This is a genomic window from Pseudomonas tensinigenes (assembly GCF_014268445.2).
GTDB lineage: Bacteria > Pseudomonadota > Gammaproteobacteria > Pseudomonadales > Pseudomonadaceae > Aquipseudomonas > Aquipseudomonas tensinigenes.
Map to the genome: position 1 here is coordinate 1530954 of NZ_CP077089.1, position 20860 is coordinate 1551813.

At 58.1% G+C, this 20860-nt stretch carries 18 protein-coding genes; all 18 read left to right on the forward strand.

Annotated elements, in window-relative coordinates:
• Window positions 1-43 precede the first annotated feature (43 nt).
• The 18 genes from rpsB to tilS all read left to right on the forward strand — a co-directional run bounded on the left by rpsB (window position 44) and on the right by tilS (window position 20805).
• The gene (gene rpsB / locus HU718_RS06625) at window positions 44-781 is read left to right on the forward strand and encodes a 30S ribosomal protein S2 (RefSeq protein ID WP_003222119.1); all 738 of its coding nucleotides are present in this window, start codon (window positions 44-46) and stop codon (window positions 779-781) included.
• Between the two features lie 190 nt (window positions 782-971).
• Complete coding sequence (gene tsf / locus HU718_RS06630) at window positions 972-1835, forward strand: translation elongation factor Ts (protein WP_095119292.1); 864 nt, start codon at window positions 972-974, stop codon at window positions 1833-1835.
• A 208-nt stretch (window positions 1836-2043) separates the two neighbouring features.
• On the forward strand, window positions 2044-2787 hold the full coding sequence (gene pyrH, locus HU718_RS06635) for a UMP kinase (protein ID WP_003222124.1): 744 nt from the start codon (window positions 2044-2046) through the stop codon (window positions 2785-2787).
• Window positions 2784-3341, forward strand: coding sequence for a ribosome recycling factor (frr, locus tag HU718_RS06640; protein WP_007908855.1), 558 nt, complete (start codon window positions 2784-2786; stop codon window positions 3339-3341). The genes pyrH and frr overlap by 4 nt, the downstream gene beginning before the upstream one ends.
• Before the next feature lie 14 nt (window positions 3342-3355).
• Window positions 3356-4111: a polyprenyl diphosphate synthase gene (uppS, locus tag HU718_RS06645; RefSeq protein ID WP_007908854.1), complete on the forward strand. Its 756-nt coding sequence runs from the start codon at window positions 3356-3358 to the stop codon at window positions 4109-4111.
• The gene (locus HU718_RS06650) at window positions 4111-4917 is read left to right on the forward strand and encodes a phosphatidate cytidylyltransferase (RefSeq protein WP_150706077.1); all 807 of its coding nucleotides are present in this window, start codon (window positions 4111-4113) and stop codon (window positions 4915-4917) included. The genes uppS and HU718_RS06650 overlap by 1 nt, the downstream gene beginning before the upstream one ends.
• Window positions 4914-6101: a 1-deoxy-D-xylulose-5-phosphate reductoisomerase gene (ispC, locus tag HU718_RS06655; protein ID WP_150706078.1), complete on the forward strand. Its 1188-nt coding sequence runs from the start codon at window positions 4914-4916 to the stop codon at window positions 6099-6101. Before HU718_RS06650 ends, ispC begins: the two co-directional genes overlap by 4 nt.
• A gap of 57 nt (window positions 6102-6158) precedes the next feature.
• A complete protein-coding gene (gene rseP, locus HU718_RS06660; RefSeq protein ID WP_150706079.1) occupies window positions 6159-7511 on the forward strand; it encodes a sigma E protease regulator RseP in 1353 nt (450 codons plus the stop codon).
• A gap of 74 nt (window positions 7512-7585) precedes the next feature.
• A complete protein-coding gene (gene bamA / locus HU718_RS06665; protein ID WP_038357906.1) occupies window positions 7586-9961 on the forward strand; it encodes an outer membrane protein assembly factor BamA in 2376 nt (791 codons plus the stop codon).
• A 45-nt stretch (window positions 9962-10006) separates the two neighbouring features.
• Window positions 10007-10510 (forward strand): OmpH/Skp family outer membrane protein, encoded by a 504-nt coding sequence (locus tag HU718_RS06670; protein WP_007908849.1) that lies wholly within the window; start codon window positions 10007-10009, stop codon window positions 10508-10510.
• 3 nt (window positions 10511-10513) lie between these two features.
• Window positions 10514-11569, forward strand: a complete 1056-nt coding sequence (gene lpxD / locus HU718_RS06675; protein ID WP_186612494.1) for a UDP-3-O-(3-hydroxymyristoyl)glucosamine N-acyltransferase — start codon at window positions 10514-10516, stop codon at window positions 11567-11569.
• A gap of 106 nt (window positions 11570-11675) precedes the next feature.
• Window positions 11676-12116: a 3-hydroxyacyl-ACP dehydratase FabZ gene (gene fabZ / locus HU718_RS06680; RefSeq protein ID WP_003222142.1), complete on the forward strand. Its 441-nt coding sequence runs from the start codon at window positions 11676-11678 to the stop codon at window positions 12114-12116.
• Window positions 12113-12889, forward strand: a complete 777-nt coding sequence (gene lpxA / locus HU718_RS06685; RefSeq protein WP_150706080.1) for an acyl-ACP--UDP-N-acetylglucosamine O-acyltransferase — start codon at window positions 12113-12115, stop codon at window positions 12887-12889. Before fabZ ends, lpxA begins: the two co-directional genes overlap by 4 nt.
• A gap of 2 nt (window positions 12890-12891) precedes the next feature.
• Complete coding sequence (lpxB, locus tag HU718_RS06690; protein ID WP_016985089.1) at window positions 12892-14022, forward strand: lipid-A-disaccharide synthase; 1131 nt, start codon at window positions 12892-12894, stop codon at window positions 14020-14022.
• An 11-nt stretch (window positions 14023-14033) separates the two neighbouring features.
• Window positions 14034-14660, forward strand: a complete 627-nt coding sequence (gene rnhB, locus HU718_RS06695; protein ID WP_186612772.1) for a ribonuclease HII — start codon at window positions 14034-14036, stop codon at window positions 14658-14660.
• Between the two features lie 76 nt (window positions 14661-14736).
• The gene (gene dnaE, locus HU718_RS06700; RefSeq protein ID WP_150706082.1) at window positions 14737-18258 is read left to right on the forward strand and encodes a DNA polymerase III subunit alpha; all 3522 of its coding nucleotides are present in this window, start codon (window positions 14737-14739) and stop codon (window positions 18256-18258) included.
• A gap of 139 nt (window positions 18259-18397) precedes the next feature.
• Window positions 18398-19345: an acetyl-CoA carboxylase carboxyltransferase subunit alpha gene (locus HU718_RS06705; protein ID WP_038357918.1), complete on the forward strand. Its 948-nt coding sequence runs from the start codon at window positions 18398-18400 to the stop codon at window positions 19343-19345.
• A gap of 131 nt (window positions 19346-19476) precedes the next feature.
• Entirely contained in the window at window positions 19477-20805 is a 1329-nt protein-coding gene (tilS, locus tag HU718_RS06710) for a tRNA lysidine(34) synthetase TilS (protein WP_186612496.1), read from the forward strand.
• The last annotated feature ends 55 nt before the right edge of the window (window positions 20806-20860 follow it).

The window sequence follows — 20860 nt, forward strand, 5'->3', positions numbered from 1 at the left end:
TTGGGATACGTGGAGGCCAAACCCGACTTATTAAGGAACTATCATGTCCCAAGTCAATATGCGCGATATGCTGAAGGCCGGTGTGCACTTCGGTCACCAAACCCGTTACTGGAATCCGAAAATGGGTAAGTACATTTTCGGCGCGCGTAACAAGATTCACATCATCAACCTTGAAAAAACCCTGCCAATGTTCAACGAAGCTCTGACTTTCGTAGAGCGTCTGGCCCAGGGCAAAAACAAGATTCTGTTCGTCGGCACCAAGCGTTCCGCTGGCAAGATCGTTGCTGAAGAAGCAGCACGTTGCGGTTCGCCGTACGTCGATCACCGCTGGTTGGGCGGCATGCTGACCAACTTCAAAACCATTCGTGCTTCCATCAAGCGTCTGCGTGACCTTGAAGTTCAAGCCGAAGACGGTACTTTCGCCAAGCTGACCAAGAAAGAAGCGCTGATGCGCTCCCGTGATCTTGAGAAGCTGGATCGTTCGCTGGGCGGCATCAAGGACATGGGCGGTCTGCCAGACGCACTGTTCGTGATCGACGTTGACCACGAGCGCATCGCGATCACCGAAGCCAACAAGCTGGGCATCCCGGTAATCGGCGTTGTCGACACCAACAGCAGCCCGGAAGGCGTTGACTACATCATCCCAGGCAACGATGACGCAATCCGCGCTATCCAGCTGTACATGGGTTCGATGGCTGACGCAGTGATCCGTGGTCGCAACAATGTTGCTGGCGGCACTGTAGAATTCGCAGCTGAAGAAACTCAGGCTGCAGCTGAGTAATTAACGCCCTGGCGTTGACTCAGTAAGCAAAAAGGGGGCTTGGCCCCCTTTTTGCCACCTCGAAAACCATTTGTCGGCGCCCACGGCACTGTTTGTAATGTGCGGCAGCTAACAAGGGTGGTTCGGGAAGAATTGAACGCCCGTTCGATCGGGTGGAATGGTTGAAAACCTATCCAAGAGGAATTTGAAAATGGCAGCAATTACTGCAGCGTTGGTTAAAGAACTGCGCGAGCGTACCGGCGAAGGCATGATGGACTGCAAGAAAGCCCTGGAAAAGGCTGACGGCGACATCGAAAAAGCCATTGATGACATGCGTGCTTCGGGCGCGATCAAGGCTGCGAAGAAGGCTGGCAACGTTGCCGCCGAAGGCGCAATCGCAATCAAGGACGACGGTAAAGCTGCCGTTATCCTGGAAGTGAACTCGCAGACCGACTTCCTGGCTCTGCAAGACGACTTCAAGAACTTCGTTGCTGCCAGCGTTGAAAAAGCTTTCGCTGACAAGCTGACCGACGCTGCTCCGCTGATCGCTTCGCAAGAAGCTGCTCGTGAAGCGCTGGTTGCCAAAGTAGGCGAAAACGTCAACATCCGTCGTCTGGCCCGTATCGAAGCTGACGTTGTAGGTTCGTACCTGCACGGCAACAAGATCGGTGTTGTTGTGGCTCTGAAAGGCGGTGACGTCGAGCTGGCCAAAGACATCGCGATGCACGTTGCTGCAAGCAACCCTGAGTTCCTGCTGCCTTCGCAAGTTTCGGCTGAAGCGATCGAGCGTGAAAAAGCTGTGTTCCTGCAGCTGAACGAAGAGAAGATCAAAGGCAAGCCAGAAAACATTGTTGAGAACATGGTCAAAGGCCGTATCAGCAAGTTCCTGGCAGAAGCAAGCCTGGTTGAGCAAGCGTTCGTCAAGAACCCTGAAATCAAGGTTGGCGAGCTGGCCAAGAAAGGCGGCGCAGAAATCGTTTCCTTCACCTACTACAAAGTGGGCGACGGCATCGAGAAGCCAGTAGACAACTTCGCTGAAGAAGTTGCTGCCCAGCTGGCTGCCGCCAAGCAGTAAGACGGTTTTTCAACTGTCGCCGAAAGAGGCTGCCCGCTAACGCGCGCAGCCTCTTTTCAGATGGGGTTGCCAATTTTTTATTGGTTTCCACTTGGAACTGACTTACAAAGCCATGTTCCGATGGCGCTGAAGCAGCGCCAAGCTAGAGTGAACGCCAGCTGTAAACAGCTCGCAAAGAATTTTAAATACGCCGCAGGAGAGATTCGCAATGGCTCAGCAGGGCAGTGGTTATCAGGCTCGCTATAAACGCATTCTACTCAAGCTTAGCGGCGAGGCCCTGATGGGCTCGGAAGAGTTCGGGATCGATCCAAAAGTGCTGGATCGGATGGCGCTGGAAGTCGGCCAACTGGTCGGCATCGGCGTACAGGTCGGTCTGGTGATCGGCGGTGGCAACCTGTTCCGCGGCGAAGCTTTGAGCAAAGCCGGTATGGATCGGGTCACAGGCGACCACATGGGCATGCTGGCCACTGTGATGAACGCCCTGGCCATGCGCGATGCGCTGGAACGTGCCAATATCTCGGCCATCGTGATGTCGGCCATTTCCATGGTGGGTGTGACCGATCACTACGATCGCCGCAAAGCCATGCGTCACCTGAACTCCAAAGACGTCGTGATCTTCGCTGCCGGTACCGGCAACCCGTTCTTCACCACGGATTCGGCAGCCTGCCTGCGCGCAATCGAAATCGATGCCGACGTCGTGCTGAAAGCGACCAAAGTCGATGGCGTCTACACCGCTGACCCGTTCAAAGACCCGCATGCCGAGAAGTTCGATCATCTGACTTATGATGAAGTGCTGGATCGCAAGCTGGGTGTAATGGATCTGACCGCTATTTGCCTGTGCCGCGACCACAAGATGCCGTTGCGCGTATTCAACATGAACAAGCCCGGTGCCCTGCTGAACATCGTCCATGGCGGCGCTGAAGGCACCCTGATCGAGGAAGGTCAACAATGATCAACGAAATCAAGAAAGACGCTCAAGAGCGCATGCAGAAATCCCTGGACTCTCTGGCCCACGCATTTGGTCAGATTCGTACCGGCAAGGCTCACCCAAGCATTCTGGGCAGCGTGATGGTGCCGTACTACGGCGCAGACACCTCCATCACCCAAGTGGCGAACATCACCGTTAAGGACTCGCGCACCCTGCAGGTCGTTGCGTTCGAGCGCAACATGCTCGCCGCAGTCGACAAAGCAATCCAGAGCGCTGGTCTGAACCTCAACCCGACCAACCTGGGCGAGTTGCTGCTGATCTCCATGCCTGCCCTGACTGAAGAAACCCGCAAGGGCTTCACCAAGCAGGCGCGCAGTGCTGCTGAAGACGCTCGTGTTGCCGTGCGCAACATCCGTCGTGACGCCTTGGGCGAGCTGAAGAAACTGGTCAAGGACAAAGAAATCAGCGAAGACGAAGAGCGTCGTGCCGCTGCCGATATTCAGAAGCTCACCGACAAGGCCGAGGCTGATATCGACACGGCTACCAAGCAAAAAGAAGCGGATCTGATGGCCGTATAAGGTTCGAGCTTTTAATGGACAAGACCAAGCAGACTGCGCCGTCCGCGGTGCCGCGCCATGTCGCGATCATCATGGATGGCAACAATCGCTGGGCGAAAAAACGCTTTATGCCGGGTGTCGCCGGGCATAAGGCGGGCGTGGATGCTGTGCGGGCGGTGATTGAGGTGTGCGCTGAGGCCAAGGTCGAAGTGCTCACCCTGTTCGCATTTTCCAGTGAGAACTGGCAGCGCCCGGCCGATGAAGTCAGTGCCTTGATGGACCTGTTCTTCAAGGCGCTGCGTCGCGAAGCCAAGCGCCTCAATGACAACAACATCAGCCTGCGCATCATTGGCGATCGTTCACGCTTTCATCCGGAGCTTCAGGCAGCAATGCGTGAAGCTGAGGCGATGACGGCGGGTGCCAATCGTTTCATCCTGCAGATCGCCGCCAATTATGGTGGTCAGTGGGATATTGCACAGGCGGCCCAGCGTCTGGCGCGTGAAGTCCAGGCCGGGCACCTGCGCCCGGAAGACATCACTCCGGATCTGTTGCAAACCTGTCTGGCAACCGGTGATCTGCCGTTGCCGGATCTGTGCATCCGCACGGGTGGCGAGCACCGCATCAGCAACTTTCTGCTGTGGCAGCTGGCTTACGCCGAGCTGTACTTCTCCGACCTGTTCTGGCCGGACTTCAAACACGATGCCATGCGCAATGCGCTGGCCGATTTCGCTTCGCGCCAGCGTCGTTTCGGTAAAACGAGCGAACAGGTTGAAGCTGGAGCCCGGGTTTAATGCTTAAACAACGAATCATCACTGCGCTGATCCTGCTGCCGATCGCCTTGTGCGGGTTTTTCCTGCTCGAAGGTTCCGGTTTTGCGCTGTTCATCGGGCTGGTTGTCAGTCTGGGGGCGTGGGAGTGGGCGCGGCTTGCCGGCTTCACTGGTCAGGCGTTCCGGGTCGGTTATGCCGCCGTGGTCGCCCTGATGCTGTTCGTCATGTACATCCTGCCCGGCCTGGCGCCATGGGTGTTGGGTGCTTCGGTGTTGTGGTGGGCGGTGGCAACGTATCTGGTGCTGACCTATCCGCGCTCGAGCGAGCACTGGTCGAGTGCCGCGACCAAGCTGGTGATCGGTCTGTTGATCCTGTTGCCGGCGTGGCAAGGTCTGGTACAGATCAAGCAGTACCCGTTGGGTAACTGGTTGATCATGGCTGTGATGGTGCTGGTCTGGGGGGCCGATATCGGTGCCTATTTCTCGGGCCGTGCATTCGGCAAGCGCAAGCTTGCACCGCAGGTCAGTCCGGGGAAAAGCTGGGAAGGTGTTTACGGCGGTCTGGCGCTGAGTCTGGTGATCACTGCGATTGTCGGGCTGGTGCGCGACTGGACGGTTGCCGAATTGATCAAAGGCTTGATTGGCGCTGCGCTGATCGTCTTCATTTCCGTCGTCGGCGATCTCACTGAAAGCATGTTCAAGCGCCAGTCCGGTATCAAGGACAGCAGTAATCTGCTGCCGGGGCATGGTGGCATTCTTGATCGTATCGACAGTTTGACGGCGGCGATTCCAGTATTTGCAGTGTTGTTGTGGATGGCCGCACCGTGAGTCGTCCACAGCAGATTACTGTCCTCGGGGCGACCGGCTCGATCGGTCTGAGCACGCTTGATGTCATTGCTCGTCACCCGGAGCGATATCAGGTTTTCGCCTTGAGCGGCTTCACTCGCCTGAGTGAGCTGCTGGCTCTGTGCGTACGCCATGTGCCGCAATTTGCCGTGGTGCCGGAAGTTGCTGCGGCGCGCGGCTTGCAGGACGATTTGCGCGCGGCCGGTTTGCCAACCCGCGTTCTGGTAGGGGAGGAGGGGCTGTGTCAGGTTGCCTCCGCTCCGGAAGTCGACGCGGTGATGGCGGCGATCGTTGGTGCGGCAGGTCTGCGCCCGACTCTGGCGGCCGTTGAGGCTGGCAAAAAGATTCTCCTGGCCAATAAAGAGGCGCTGGTGATGTCCGGCGCCTTGTTCATGCAGGCAGTGCGTAAAAGCGGTTCGGTGCTGCTGCCGATCGATAGCGAGCACAACGCAATTTTCCAGTGCATGCCGCAGGATTTCGCCCGGGGCTTGAGCTCGGTGGGCGTACGGCGGATTTTGCTTACAGCCTCCGGTGGCCCATTCCGGCAGACACCGATGGCTGAATTGGCGCATGTTTCACCTGACCAGGCGTGTGCGCATCCGAACTGGTCCATGGGGCGCAAAATTTCTGTGGATTCGGCCAGCATGATGAACAAGGGGCTCGAGTTGATCGAAGCCTGCTGGTTGTTCGATGCCAAGCCTGCGCAGGTCGAGGTAGTGATCCATCCGCAAAGCGTGATCCATTCGCTGGTCGACTACGTCGACGGTTCGGTGCTGGCGCAATTGGGCAATCCTGATATGCGCACGCCTATTGCCAATGCGCTGGCCTGGCCTGAGCGCATCGACTCGGGCGTGGCGCCGCTGGATCTGTTCGCCATTGCGCGTCTGGACTTCGAAGCGCCGGATGAGGAGCGTTTCCCGTGCCTGCGTTTGGCCCGTCAAGCTGCCGAAGCGGGCGATAGCGCGCCGGCAATGCTCAATGCGGCCAACGAAGTGGCTGTGGCAGCGTTTCTCGACGGACGGGTTCGCTACCTTGAAATCGCGAGTATCATCGAGGAGGTTTTGAACCTCGAACCGGTGGTCGCGCTGGATGATCTCGATGCGGTGTTCACCGCCGACGCCAAGGCACGAGTTTTGGCTGAACAATGGTTGAGTCGTCACCGCTGATAAGTTTTGCAACACAATGGCTTCATGCGGCACTGAACGGGATTGCGGAGAAAGTAGATGAGCGCGCTCTATATGATTGCCGGCACCCTGATCGCCTTGGGTGTGCTGGTCACCTTTCACGAATTCGGCCACTTCTGGGTCGCGCGTCGCTGTGGCGTCAAGGTTCTGCGCTTTTCCGTAGGCTTTGGCATGCCGTTGCTGCGCTGGCACGACAAGCAGGGCACCGAGTTTGTGGTGGCCGCGATTCCGCTCGGTGGTTACGTCAAGATGCTCGATGAGCGTGAGGGCGAAGTGCCGGCCGATCAGCTGGATCAGTCTTTCAATCGCAAATCAGTTCGTCAGCGTATCGCCATTGTCGCTGCAGGTCCGATCGCCAACTTTCTGTTGGCGCTGGTGTTTTTCTGGGTGTTGGCCATGCTCGGCAGCGAGCAGGTGCGCCCGGTCATTGGTGCTGTCGAGTCCGGCAGCATCGCTGCTAAGGCCGGTTTGAATGCGGGCCAGGAAATCGTCGCTATCGATGGTGAGCCGACTTCCGGTTGGGCAGCTGTCAATTTACAACTGGTGCGGCGCCTGGGCGAAAGCGGTTCTTTGCAGTTGCTGGTCCGTGAGCAAGGCTCAAGCGTAGATACCCCGCGTGAGCTGGCGCTGGATAACTGGCTCAAAGGCGCTGATGAGCCGGACCCGATTCGCTCTCTGGGTATTCGTCCATGGCGTCCGGCCTTGCCGCCGGTGCTTGCCGAACTTGATCCGAAAGGCCCGGCCCAGGCTGCCGGTCTGAAAACCGGTGATCGCCTGTTGGCCCTTGATGGTCAGGCGCTGAATGACTGGCAGCAAGTGGTCGATACCGTTCGTACGCGTCCTGATACCAAAATCATGCTGCGCATCGAGCGTGACAGTGCTCAAATCGATGTCCCTGTGACCTTGGCTGCGCGTGGTGAAAGCAAATCGCCAAGCGGATATCTGGGCGCAGGCGTGAAAGCTGTCGACTGGCCACCGGAAATGATCCGTGAGGTCAGTTATGGGCCGTTGGCCGCGATTGGCGAGGGTGCCCGACGCACTTGGACCATGAGCATTCTGACGCTGGATTCACTCAAGAAAATGCTGTTCGGCGAGCTCTCGGTAAAAAACTTGAGTGGACCGATAACCATTGCTAAAGTGGCGGGCGCTTCTGCCCAGTCGGGCGTCGCTGATTTCCTGAATTTCCTTGCTTATCTGAGTATTAGCCTGGGGGTTCTGAATTTGCTGCCCATTCCTGTACTGGATGGGGGGCATTTGTTGTTTTATCTGATCGAGTGGGCGCGTGGTCGTCCCTTGTCGGATCGGGTGCAAGGTTGGGGGATACAGATCGGTATCAGTTTGGTGGTCGGGGTGATGTTGCTTGCTCTGGTCAACGATCTGGGTCGACTGTAACGCTTCGCTGAATTGCGAATCTGCCGCATTTTGCGGCAGTTTGTTTATTGCCAGTTGGAATAAGAAAGGACTTCATGAAACGTCTGCTGCTAACTGCGGTTCTCACCGTATTGATGATCGCCGAAGTTCACGCCGAGTCCTTCACTATCTCTGATATTCGCGTCAATGGCCTCCAGCGGGTCTCCGCGGGTAGCGTCTTTGGTGCCTTGCCGTTGAACGTCGGTGAGCAGGCGGATGATCGTCGCCTGGTGGAATCCACTCGTGCGTTGTTCAAAACCGGTTTCTTTCAAGATATCCAGCTGGGCCGCGAAGGCAACGTTCTGGTCATCACGGTCGTCGAGCGTCCGTCGGTCGCCAGTATCGAAATCGAAGGCAACAAGGCGATCTCGACTGAAGACCTGATGAAAGGTCTCAAGCAATCCGGTCTGGCCGAAGGCGAGATCTTCCAGCGCGCCACCCTTGAGGGCGTGCGTAACGAACTGCAGCGTCAGTACGTCGCGCAAGGTCGCTACTCGGCTACGGTCGATACCGAAGTGGTATCGCAACCGCGTAACCGCGTCGGCCTGAAAGTGAAGATCAACGAAGGTACCGTTGCGGCGATTCAGCACATCAACGTGGTGGGCAACACGGTTTTCCCTGAGGAAGACCTGACCGACCTGTTCGAACTGAAGACCACCAACTGGCTGTCGTTCTTCAAGAACGATGACAAGTACGCCCGTGAAAAACTGTCCGGTGACCTGGAGCGTCTGCGTTCCTACTACCTGGATCGTGGCTATATCAACATGGATATCGCTTCGACTCAGGTGTCGATCACCCCGGACAAAAAACACGTCTACATCACTGTCAACGTCACCGAAGGCGAGAAGTACACCGTTCGTGACGTCAAACTCAGTGGTGATCTGAAAGTCCCTGAAGATCAGGTCAAGTCCCTGCTGCTGGTGCAGAAGGGTCAGGTGTTCTCGCGCAAACTGATGACCACCACCTCCGAGCTGATCACCCGTCGTCTGGGTAACGAGGGTTACACCTTCGCCAACGTCAACGGCGTACCTCAGCCGCACGATGAAGATCACACCGTCGATATCCTGTTCGCTGTTGATCCGGGCAAGCGCGCCTACGTCAACCGCATCAACTTCCGTGGCAACACCAAGTCCGAAGACGAAGTGCTGCGTCGTGAAATGCGTCAGATGGAAGGCGGCTGGGCTTCGACCTACCTGATCGACCAGTCCAAGACCCGTCTTGAGCGTCTGGGCTTCTTTAAAGAAGTGAACGTTGAAACTCCGGCTGTCCCGGGTGTCGACGATCAGGTTGACGTGAACTACGCCGTTGAAGAACAGGCTTCCGGTTCGATTACCGCCAGTGTCGGTTTCGCCCAGAGTGCCGGTCTGATCCTCGGTGGTTCGATCACCCAGAACAACTTCCTTGGTACCGGTAACCGCGTCAGCATCGGCCTGACCCGCAGCGAATACCAGAGCCGCTACAACTTCGGTTACGTTGACCCGTACTGGACCGCCGATGGCGTGAGCCTGGGTTACAACGCGTTCTATCGCACCACTGACTACAAAGACCTCGACGTCGACGTAGCGAGCTATGCGGTAGACAGCCTGGGTGCCGGCGTGAACGTTGGCTACCCGATCAGCGAGACTTCGCGTCTGACCTTTGGCCTGTCGGTTCAACAGGACGAGATCAAGACCGGTACCTATACCGTTGACGAGATTTTCGACTTCGTTAACAAGGAAGGCGACAAGTACCTGAACTTCAAGGCTTCGGCCGGCTGGTCCGAGTCGACTCTGAACAAAGGCGTACTGCCGACCCGTGGTCGTTCCCAGAGTCTGACCCTGGAAACCACAGTGCCGGGCAGCGACCTGTCGTTCTACAAACTTGATTACCGCGGTCAGCTGTTCCAGCCAATCAGCGAGAACTACACCCTGCGTCTGCACACCGAGCTGGGTTATGGCGACGGATACGGCGGAACCGATGGCTTGCCATTCTATGAAAACTACTATGCTGGTGGTTTCAACTCGGTTCGTGGCTTCAAGGACAGCACCCTCGGCCCACGCAGTACGCCGAGCCGTGGTACCAACCCGGGCACGCTGGCTGACCCGGACCAGGATCCGCTGCCGTTCGGTGGTAACGTCCTGATCCAGGGTGGTGTCGAGGTTCTGTTCCCGCTGCCGTTCGTGAAAGATCAGCGTTCCCTGCGCACTTCTGTTTTCTGGGATGTGGGTAACGTATTTGACTCGCAGTGCAAGGACACTACCAATGCAAACGGCTCGACGTCGAACACCAAGTGCAACGACATCAGCCTGAGCAACATGGCCAGTTCCGTCGGTGTGGGTGTGACCTGGGTCACCGCACTGGGTCCTCTGAGCTTCGCGTTGGCCATGCCGATCAAGAAGCCGGATGAGGCTGAAACTCAAGTGTTCCAATTCTCCCTCGGCCAGACGTTCTAAGCGTCTGACCCAAGATAACGACAATGGATTTTGTAGGAGTGCATCGTGCGTAAGTTGACTCAATTGGTTCTCCTGGCCTCCTTGATGGTGGCAGGCCCGGCATTTGCCGACATGAAAATTGCCGTTCTGAACTATCAGATGGCCTTGCTGGAGTCCGACGCGGCGAAGAAATATGCCGTGGATGCCGAGAAGAAGTTCGGTCCGCAACTGACCAAACTGAAGACGCTGGAAAGCAGCGCCAAAGGCATTCAGGACCGTCTGATGGCCGGTGGCGACAAAATGCAGCAAGGTGAGCGTGAGCGTCTGGAGCTGGAATTCAAGCAAAAGGCTCGCGACTTCCAGTTCCAGTCCAAGGAGCTGAACGAAGCGAAAGCCGTTGCCGACCGCGAAATGCTCAAGCAACTGAAGCCGAAACTGGATAGCGCAGTGGAAGAAGTCATCAAGAAAGGTGGTTTTGACCTGGTGTTCGAGCGTGGCGCAGTGATCGATGTCAAACCTCAGTACGACATCACGCGCCAGGTTATCGAGCGCATGAATCAGCTGAAGTAACCCATGACCGTGACTATCAAGCTCGGCCAGTTGGCCGAGTTCCTCGGCGCCACCCTGCGTGGCGACCCTGAGACGAAAATTACTGGGCTAGCCACTTTGCAAGAGGCTGGCCCAGCTCAGTTGAGCTTTCTGGCAAACCCTCAATATCGCAAATACCTGGCGGGCTCGCAGGCAGCTGCATTGCTGCTCAAAGAAGCTGATGCCGAAGGATTTGCCGGTAATGCGTTGGTCGTGCCTGATCCTTACCTGGCTTATGCGCGTATCTCTCATTTGTTCGATCCCAAGCCAAAAGCTGCGGCTGGTATTCACCCATCTGCAGTGATTGCGGCGGACGCGGTGGTTAATCCAAGCGCCAGCATCGGCCCTTTTGTGGTGATCGAAGCCGGCGCACGCGTTGGTGCGCAAGTGACACTGGGTGCGCATTGCGTCGTCGGTGCACGTAGCGAAATCGGCGAAGGCGGCTGGCTCGCGCCGCGCGTGACGCTGTATCACGACGTGCGCATCGGCAAGCGTGTGGTGATCCAGTCCGGTGCCGTGCTCGGCGGTGAAGGTTTTGGTTTCGCCAACGAAAAAGGTATCTGGCAGAAGATCGCGCAGATCGGTGGCGTGACCATCGGCGACGATGTCGAGATTGGCGTGAATACCGCCATCGACCGCGGCGCTCTGGCTGATACCGTGATCGGCAACGGCGTGAAGCTCGACAATCAGATCCAGATCGCCCACAACGTTCAGGTCGGTGATCACACTGCCATGGCCGCATGTGTCGGGATCTCCGGCAGCACCAAGATTGGCAAGCATTGCATGCTCGCTGGTGGTGTCGGTCTGGTCGGCCACATTGATATTTGCGACAACGTTTTCCTGACCGGGATGACCATGGTGACCCACTCGATTACCGAGCCGGGTGCCTATTCTTCCGGCACAGCCATGCAACCGGCGGCCGAATGGCGCAAAAGCGCGGCCCGCATCCGTCAGCTCGATGACATCGCGCGACGTTTGAAACAGCTGGAAAAGCGCGTAGGGGAAGTGACCCCTGACGGCAATGCTTCATCAGATGGCTGATACCATTTCCATATCAAGTGTGCACAGCCGCTAGACTGCCTCCTTGATTTGCTAGAGGAGTGCGCGTCAGTCGCGCTCCCAATCTTTACATAGGCTTCCCCCCGAAATGATGGACATCAACGAGATTCGCGAATACCTGCCTCACCGTTACCCGTTCCTGCTGGTGGACCGGGTGGTGGAACTGGACACTGAAGGCAAGCGCATTCGCGCCTACAAGAATGTCAGCATCAATGAACCGTTCTTCAATGGTCACTTCCCTGCGCATCCAATCATGCCGGGCGTGCTGATCATCGAAGCGATGGCTCAGGCTGCCGGGATCCTCGGTTTCAAAATGCTTGATGTGAAGCCTGCCGACGGCACGCTTTACTACTTCGTCGGTTCCGACAAACTGCGCTTCCGCCAGCCTGTGCTGCCGGGCGATCAGTTGATCCTCGAAGCCAAGTTCATCAGCTGCAAGCGCCAGATCTGGAAATTCGAATGCCAGGCTTCGGTCGACGGCAAACCAGTCTGCTCCGCTGAAATCATCTGCGCGGAACGCAAGCTATGAGTTTGATTGACCCTCGCGCAATCATCGATCCGTCGGCCGTTCTGGCTGATGGCGTCGAGGTCGGCCCGTGGTCGATCATCGGCGCAGGTGTGGAAATCGGCGAGGGTACCGTGATCGGGCCGCATGTGATCCTCAAAGGCCCGACCCGCATCGGCAAGCACAATCGCATCTACCAGTTTTCCTCGGTAGGCGAAGACACGCCTGATCTGAAGTACAAGGGTGAAGAAACCCGTCTGGTGATCGGTGACCACAACGTCATCCGCGAAGGCGTGACGATTCACCGTGGCACCGTGCAGGACCGTTCGGAAACCACGCTGGGCGATCACAACCTGATCATGGCCTATGCGCACATCGGTCACGACAGCGTCATCGGCAACCACTGCATTCTGGTCAACAACACCGCGTTGGCCGGCCATGTGCACGTGGATGACTGGGCGATCCTCTCCGGGTTTACTCTGGTTCATCAGTATTGCCGCATTGGCGCTCACAGCTTTTCCGGCATGGGCACCGCCATCGGCAAGGACGTTCCGGCGTTCGTCACCGTGTTCGGCAACCCGGCCGAAGCGCGCAGCATGAACTTCGAAGGCATGCGCCGTCGCGGTTTCAGTGAAGACGCGATCCACACCCTGCGTCGCGCTTACAAAACCGTCTATCGCCAAGGCCTCACGGTCGAACAGGCGTTGGCCGAACTGGCCGAGCCTGCTGCGCAGTTCCCGGAAGTTGCGATATTCCGTGACTCCATCCAGTCGTCGACTCGCGGCATCACTCGCTGATCATGGCCAATTTGCGTATTGCGCTGGTGGCGGGTGAAGCTTCCGGTGACATTCTCGGCGCCGGTCTCATGCGCGCGCTCAAGGCTCAGCATCCGGCGGTCGAGTTCATCGGCGTCGGTGGTCCGTTAATGCAGGCCGAAGGCCTGACGTCCTACTTTCCCATGGAACGCTTGTCGGTCATGGGCCTGGTGGAAGTCCTCGGCCGGCTGCGCGAATTGCTCAAACGCCGCAAAGACCTGATCGCCACGCTGATCGCCGAGAAGCCGGACGTATTCATCGGTATCGATGCACCGGACTTCAATCTCAACATTGAATTGAAGCTGCGTCAGGCCGGGATCAAAACCGTGCATTACGTCAGCCCTTCGGTGTGGGCATGGCGGCAGAAGCGTGTACTGAAGATCCGCGAAGGCTGCGATCTGATGCTGACGCTGCTGCCGTTCGAAGCAAAATTTTACGAAGAGAAGGGCGTGCCAGTGCGGTTCGTCGGTCACACCCTGGCCGATACCATTCCATTGGAGGCCGATCGTGCTGCGGCCCGTGCCGAGTTGGGCTTGCCCGATGGCCCGCTGGTGGCGTTGATGCCCGGCAGCCGGGGCGGCGAAGTCTCTCGTCTGGGTGCACTGTTCCTCGACACCGCCGAACGCCTGCGCGCCATGCGCCCGGGTTTGCGCTTTGTCATTCCTTGCGCCAATCCGGAACGCCGCGCGCAACTTGAAGAGCTACTCGCCGGACGTGATCTGCCGGTCACCTTGCTCGATGGCAAATCCCATCTGGCTCTGGCCGCGTGCAACGCGGTGTTGATCGCCTCCGGTACCGCCACCCTTGAAGCGCTGTTGTACAAGCGACCGATGGTGGTGGCGTACCGCTTGGCACCGCTGACGTTCTGGATTCTGAAACGCATGGTCAAGAGCCCGTACGTGTCCCTGCCGAACCTGCTGGCCCAGCGTCTGCTGGTCCCGGAGTTGTTGCAGGATGATGCGACGGTCGAAGCACTGGCGCAGACGTTGTCGCCGCTGATCGAAGGTGGCGAAGAACAAACACGCGGTTTCGACGAGATCCATCGCACGCTGCGGCTGGATGCCTCCAATCAGGCGGCGGACGCCGTCCTCAACCTGATCGGTCAGACACGATGAGCAAGACAAGCATGCAGATGGGCCTGGATTTCACCCTGGTCGCCGAAGTTGAAGAACTGGTGGCCGGTGTCGATGAAGTCGGTCGCGGCCCGTTGTGCGGGGCGGTGGTGACGGCGGCGGTGATTCTCGATCCGAACCGGCCGATCCTCGGCCTCAACGACTCGAAGAAGCTCACCGAAGCCAAGCGCGAAAAGCTCTATGACGAAATCATCGAGAAGTCCCTGAGCTGGTGCATCGCCCGCGCCGAAGTCGAAGAAATCGACGAGCTGAACATCCTCCACGCAACCATGTTGGCCATGCAGCGCGCGGTGGCCGGCCTGCACATTCAGCCGAAACTGGCGATGATCGACGGCAACCGCTGCCCGAAACTGCCGATGCGCGCCGAAGCGGTGGTGCAGGGCGACGGCAAGGTGCCGGCTATCGCTGCCGCATCGATTCTGGCCAAGGTCAGTCGCGACCGTGAAATGGCTGCCTTCGAATTGATCTACCCGGGTTATGGCATCGGTGGCCATAAAGGCTATCCGACGCCCGTTCATCTGGAAGCGTTGGCGCGTCTTGGCCCGACGCCGATTCACCGGCGCTCGTTCGCCCCGGTGCGTCAGGCTTATGAAGCGCTGGAAGGTCTGACGCAGGTTTAGTCGCAAGGCTGATGTTTTGTTCGAGGCCCGGTACAATCCGGGCCTTGTTGTCTCTATGTAACTGGACAGGATCACTATGCCGGCTTCATTTGTTCATCTACGCCTGCACACTGAATACTCCCTGGTCGACGGGCTGGTGCGGATCAAGCCGCTGGTCAAGGCGCTGACGGCCATGAACATGCCGGCGGTCGCGGTCACCGACCAGAACAACATGTGTTCTCTGGTCAAATTCTATAAAAACACCATGGGCGCGGGCATCAAGCCGATCTGCGGCGCCGACCTGTGGCTGTCGAACAAGGACCCGGACGCACCGCTGAGCCGGCTCAGCCTGTTGGTGATGAACGCCAAGGGTTATCGCAACCTCACCGAGTTGATCTCGCGCGGCTTCATCGAAGGCCAGCGTAACGGCATGATCATCGTCGAGCGCGAGTGGGTCGCAGAGGCCAACGAAGGCCTGATCATGCTATCCGCCGCCAAAGAAGGCGAGATCGGCATGGCCATGATCGGCGGCAACCCGGCCGAAGCCGAAGTGCTGGCGCGTGAATGGATGGCGGTGTTCCCGGATCGTTTCTATCTGGAAATCCAGCGCACCAACCGTCCCAACGATGAAGAACAATTGCACGGCGCCGTGGCCCTCGCCGACAAACTGGGCGCGCCGCTGGTGGCGACCAATGATGTGCGCTTCATCAAGCAGGAAGACTTTGCCGCCCACGAAACTCGCGTGTGCATCGGTGAGGGCCGCGCCCTCGACGATCCGCGGCGTTCGAAGAATTACAGCGATCAGCAATACCTGAAAAGCGCCGAGGAGATGATCGAGCTGTTCAGCGATATTCCCGACGCCATCGAAAACACCGTCGAAATCGCCAAGCGCTGCAACATTGAAGTGAAGCTGGGCACGCACTTTTTGCCCAACTTCCCGATTCCCGATGGCATGACCATCGACGAATATTTCCGCAAAGTCTCCTTCGACGGTCTCGAAGAACGCCTGTCGGTGCTGCTGCCCAAAGACACTACCGAAGACTACGAAGCCAAGCGTCAGGTCTACGTCGACCGCTTGAATTTCGAACTGGATATCATCATCCAGATGGGCTTCCCCGGTTACTTCCTGATCGTTATGGACTTTATCCAGTGGGCCAAGAACAACGGCGTGCCGGTAGGTCCGGGCCGTGGGTCGGGTGCCGGTTCGTTGGTGGCTTATGTACAGAAGATCACCGACCTCGATCCGCTGGAATACGACCTGCTGTTCGAACGTTTCCTTAACCCGGAACGGGTATCGATGCCCGACTTCGACGTCGACTTCTGCATGGACGGTCGTGACCGCGTGATCGATTACGTGGCCGAGAAATACGGCCGCAACGCGGTAAGCCAGATCATCACTTTCGGTTCCATGGCCGCCAAGGCTGTGGTGCGCGACGTGGCGCGGGTACAGGGCAAGTCCTACGGCCTGGCGGATCGTCTGTCGAAGATGATTCCGTTCGAAGTCGGCATGACCCTGGAAAAAGCCTACGAGCAGGAAGAAATTCTGCGTGACTTCATTAAGGTCGATGAAGAAGCTGCGGAAATCTGGGAGATGGCGCGCAAGCTCGAAGGCGTGGTGCGTAACGTTGGTAAGCACGCCGGTGGTGTGGTTATTGCGCCGACCAAGCTGACTGACTTTTCGCCGATCTATTGCGACGAGGCCGGTGACGGTCTGGTAACCCAGTTCGACAAGGACGACGTTGAGGCGGCCGGTCTGGTGAAGTTCGACTTCCTCGGTCTGCGGACCCTGACGATCATCGACTGGGCGCTGAAAACCATCAACCGTGATCGCGCCAAGGTCAACGAGCCACCGCTGGATATTGCGTTTATCCCGCTGGACGACAAGCCGACCTACACGCTGTTGCAGAAAGCCGAAACCACTGCGGTGTTCCAGCTTGAATCGCGCGGCATGAAAGAGCTGATCAAAAAGCTCAAGCCCGACTGCCTGGAAGACTTGATCGCACTGGTGGCCCTGTTCCGTCCGGGCCCGCTGCAGTCCGGCATGGTGGATGACTTCATCAACCGTAAGCACGGTCGCGCCGAATTGGCGTACCCGCACTCGGATTACCAGTACGAAGGGTTGAAGCCTGTTCTGGCGCCGACTTACGGCATCATCCTGTATCAGGAACAGGTGATGCAGATTGCTCAGGTCATGGCCGGTTACACCCTCGGCGGTGCGGACATGCTCCGTCGCGCCATGGGTAAGAAGAAACCCGAGGAAATGGCCAAGCAGCGCGGCGGTTTCATTGAAGGTTGCGCGACCAACAATATCGACGCCGACCTCGCCGGTAACATTTTCGACCTGGTAGAAAAATTCGCCGGTTACGGCTTCAACAAATCCCACTCCGCCGCCTACGGCCTGGTCTCGTACCAGACTGCATGGTTGAAAGCCCACTACCCGGCGCCGTTCATGGCTGCGGTACTTTCAGCGGATATGCACAACACCGACAAGGTCGTGACCTTGATCGAGGAAGTGCGCACGATGAAGCTGCGCCTCGACGCGCCGGACGTGAACACTTCGGAGTTCAAGTTCACGGTGAACGACGATGGCCGCATCGTGTATGGCCTCGGCGCGATCAAAGGTGTTGGTGAAGGCCCGGTTGAGGCCATTACCGAAGCGCGTCAGGCCGGTCCGTTCAAGGATCTGTTCGACTTCTGTGCCCGTGTCGACCTCAAGCGCATCAACAAACGTACGCTCGACGGTTTGATTCGTAGCGGTGCGCTGGATCGCCTGGGGCCGTATTTCCACGACGAACAAAAAGCCTATCAGGCCAACATCGATCGCAACCGCGCGGTGCTGCTGGCCGCGATGGAGGAAGCGATCAAATCCGCCGAACAGACTGCCCGCACCCACGACAGCGGTCACGCCGACCTGTTTGGCGGTTTGTTTGTCGAGGAGGACGCCGACGTTTACGCGGTGCATCGCAAGGCCAAGGAGTTGACCCTCAAGGAGCGCCTCAAAGGTGAGAAAGACACCTTGGGCCTGTACCTGACCGGTCACCCGATCGACGAATACGAAGGCGAGATTCGGCGTTTCGCCCGTCAGCGCATCATCGACCTGAAACCGGCCCGGGATACGCAAACCGTGGCGGGGATGATCATTGCCTTGCGCGTGATGAAGAACAAGAAGGGCGACAAGATGGGCTTCATCACCCTCGACGACCGCTCGGGGCGGATCGAGGCGTCGCTGTTTGCCGATGCGTTCCATTCTGCGCAATCGCTGTTGCAGACCGATGCGATGGTGGTGGTCGAAGGCGAAGTCAGCAACGACGACTTCTCCGGTGGCCTGCGCCTGCGGGTCAAACGCGTGATGAGCATGGAAGATGCGCGCACCAACCTCGCCGAGAGCCTGCGCCTGAAACTGCAAACTCAGGACCTGAAAGGCGATCAGCTACGCTGGTTGGGTGATTTGCTCAAGCGTCATCGCGGCGCTTGTCCGATCACCATGGAGTACACCAGCCCGGATGCGAAGACCTTGCTGCAGTTCGGCGAGACGTGGCGAATTGATCCGGCGGATGCCTTGATTCAGGCTCTGCGTGACCAGTTCGGGCGAGACAACGTCTTCCTCCAATACCGTTGACCGGCAAGTGCCATCATTGCGCTTGCCCGCAACCTGAATTTTTAATCTCGACCTCAGCGCGCCTCTCCCTTAAGGTAGGGCGCGAATAGACAACCGGCCGGCCCAAGCTCATTTGGGACACGACCCAAGACGGACGCCTATGAACCCGAATTTTCTAGATTTCGAACAGCCGATCGCCGACCTGCAAGCCAAGATCGAAGAGTTGCGCTTGGTCGGTAATGACAATTCGCTGAATATCGGCGATGAGATCTCCCGCCTGCAGGACAAGAGCAAAACGCTGACCGAAGACATCTTCGGCAAGCTGACCAGCTGGCAGATCGCACGCCTGGCGCGTCACCCGAAACGCCCGTACACCCTCGACTACATCGAACACATCTTCACCGAGTTCGACGAGCTGCACGGCGACCGTCACTTCTCTGATGATGCTGCCATCGTTGGCGGCATCGCCCGTCTGGAAGATCAGCCGGTGATGATCATCGGCCACCAGAAGGGCCGTGAAGTGCGCGAGAAGGTACGCCGCAACTTCGGCATGCCGCGTCCGGAAGGCTACCGCAAGGCTTGCCGCCTGATGGAAATGGCCGAGCGTTTCAAAATGCCGATCCTGACCTTCATCGACACCCCGGGCGCCTACCCTGGGATCGACGCTGAAGAGCGCAACCAGAGCGAAGCGATTGCCTGGAACCTGCGTGTGATGTCGCGCCTGAAAACCCCGATCATCGCCACCGTTATCGGTGAGGGTGGTTCCGGCGGTGCACTGGCCATCGGCGTCTGCGATCAGTTGAACATGCTGCAATATTCGACCTACGCGGTGATCTCGCCGGAAGGTTGTGCTTCGATTCTGTGGAAAACCGCAGAAAAAGCGCCGGATGCTGCTGAGGCGATGGGCATCACCGCTGAGCGTCTGAAAGGCCTCGGCATCGTCGATAAAGTTATCGGCGAGCCTCTGGGTGGTGCGCACCGTGATCCAGCCGCTGCTGCGGCGTCGATCCGTGCCGAGCTGAGCTCGCAACTGGCGATGCTGAAGAAGTTCGATAACGAAGCGCTGTTGAAGCGCCGTTATGATCGACTGATGAGCTACGGTCTCTAAGTCGAGCGCAATACCCATCTGGGAGCGAGCCTGTTCGCGAAAGCGGTATAACAGTCGACAACTCTGTTGAATGTTAAACCGTCTTCGCGAGCAGGATCGCTCCCACATTTGGTTCAGGCAAGGGTAAAGAAATGGGTCAGTCCATGAGTGATTTACCGTCGCGGCTTCTGCTGAACCTTGAGCCTTGGCGCAACGCCGCTCATTGGCGCGTCGCGTTCTCCGGTGGTCTCGATTCCACCGTCCTGCTGCATCTTCTCGCCCATCTCGCCCAATCCGAATCCCTTCCTCGATTAAGTGCAGTTCATATTCATCACGGTCTTCAGGCTGCGGCTGACGCGTGGCCACAACATTGCCAGTCTGTCTGTGATGCGCTGGGGGTGCCGTTGCTGATTGAGCGGGTGAAGGTGCAACCGGGTGCAAGTCTGGAGCGGGCGGCGCGGGATGCGCGGTACGCGGTGTTCAGTTCGCTGACGCAAGCCAATGACGTGTTGCTCACTGGCCAGCATCGTGATGATCAAGCGGAAACGCTGTTGTTTCGATTCATGCGTGGTGCGGGTGCGCGCGGATTGGCGGGGATGCCCAAGCAGCGACCAGTCGGGCAGGGCACACTGATTCGTCCGTTACTGGATGTTTCTCGTTCCGAGCTGGAAGCGTATGCGCAGGCTCACCAATTAGTCTGGATCGAAGACCCATCGAATCAGGATCGGAAGTTCTCGCGCAACTACTTGCGCCATCAAGTCATGCCGCTGCTGACTGAGCGCTGGCCGCAAGCGCAGGCGAGCATGGCCCGCAGCGCCGCGCATTTGCGTGAAGCCCAGGGACTGCTCGATGAGCTGGCGCAGATTGATCTGGCTGACGCCGCCACCGCGCATGAATTCGAATGGCTGGGATTGCCGTCATTGGAACTGGCACCCCTGGCTGCATTGTCTGTCGCTCGTCAACGAAATGCCCTCAGCCACTGGCTGGAACCACTGACCCGACTACCCGACACCGACCATTGGTCGGGTTGGGCGAATCTGTGCGACGCTGCCCATGACGCAGCGCCAATCTGGCGTCTGGCCGATGGCGAGCTGCACCGCAGCGCCGGCCGTCTGTGGTGGCTCAGTGGTGACTGGCTGCGTACGCCAGTGATCGGCTGCGAGTGGCAGAGCCCGTCTTCAGCGCTACGCTTGGCCGATAACGGACGTGTCATGTTCAGCGGGCAGACTCCCGGCGGACCGTTGCGTGTTGCCTATCGTCAGGGCGGTGAAGTCATGCATCTGGGTGATCGCGGTCACCGTGATCTCAAGCGCCTGCTCAATGAGCGCTCGGTGCCGGGCTTCGTGCGTGGCAGATTGCCGCTGCTGTTTCGCGGCGATGAATTGCTCGCGGTGGCGAACCTGCCGGGACTTGATGGCTCTATGCAGGACGGCTGGAAATTGCATTGGCTGCCAACAGACGAAGATCAAGGTTTGAGCTGAAAGGAGCATTCCGGTAGACTACGCTCCCTTCTTGATACAACTTCTGTGGATTCGC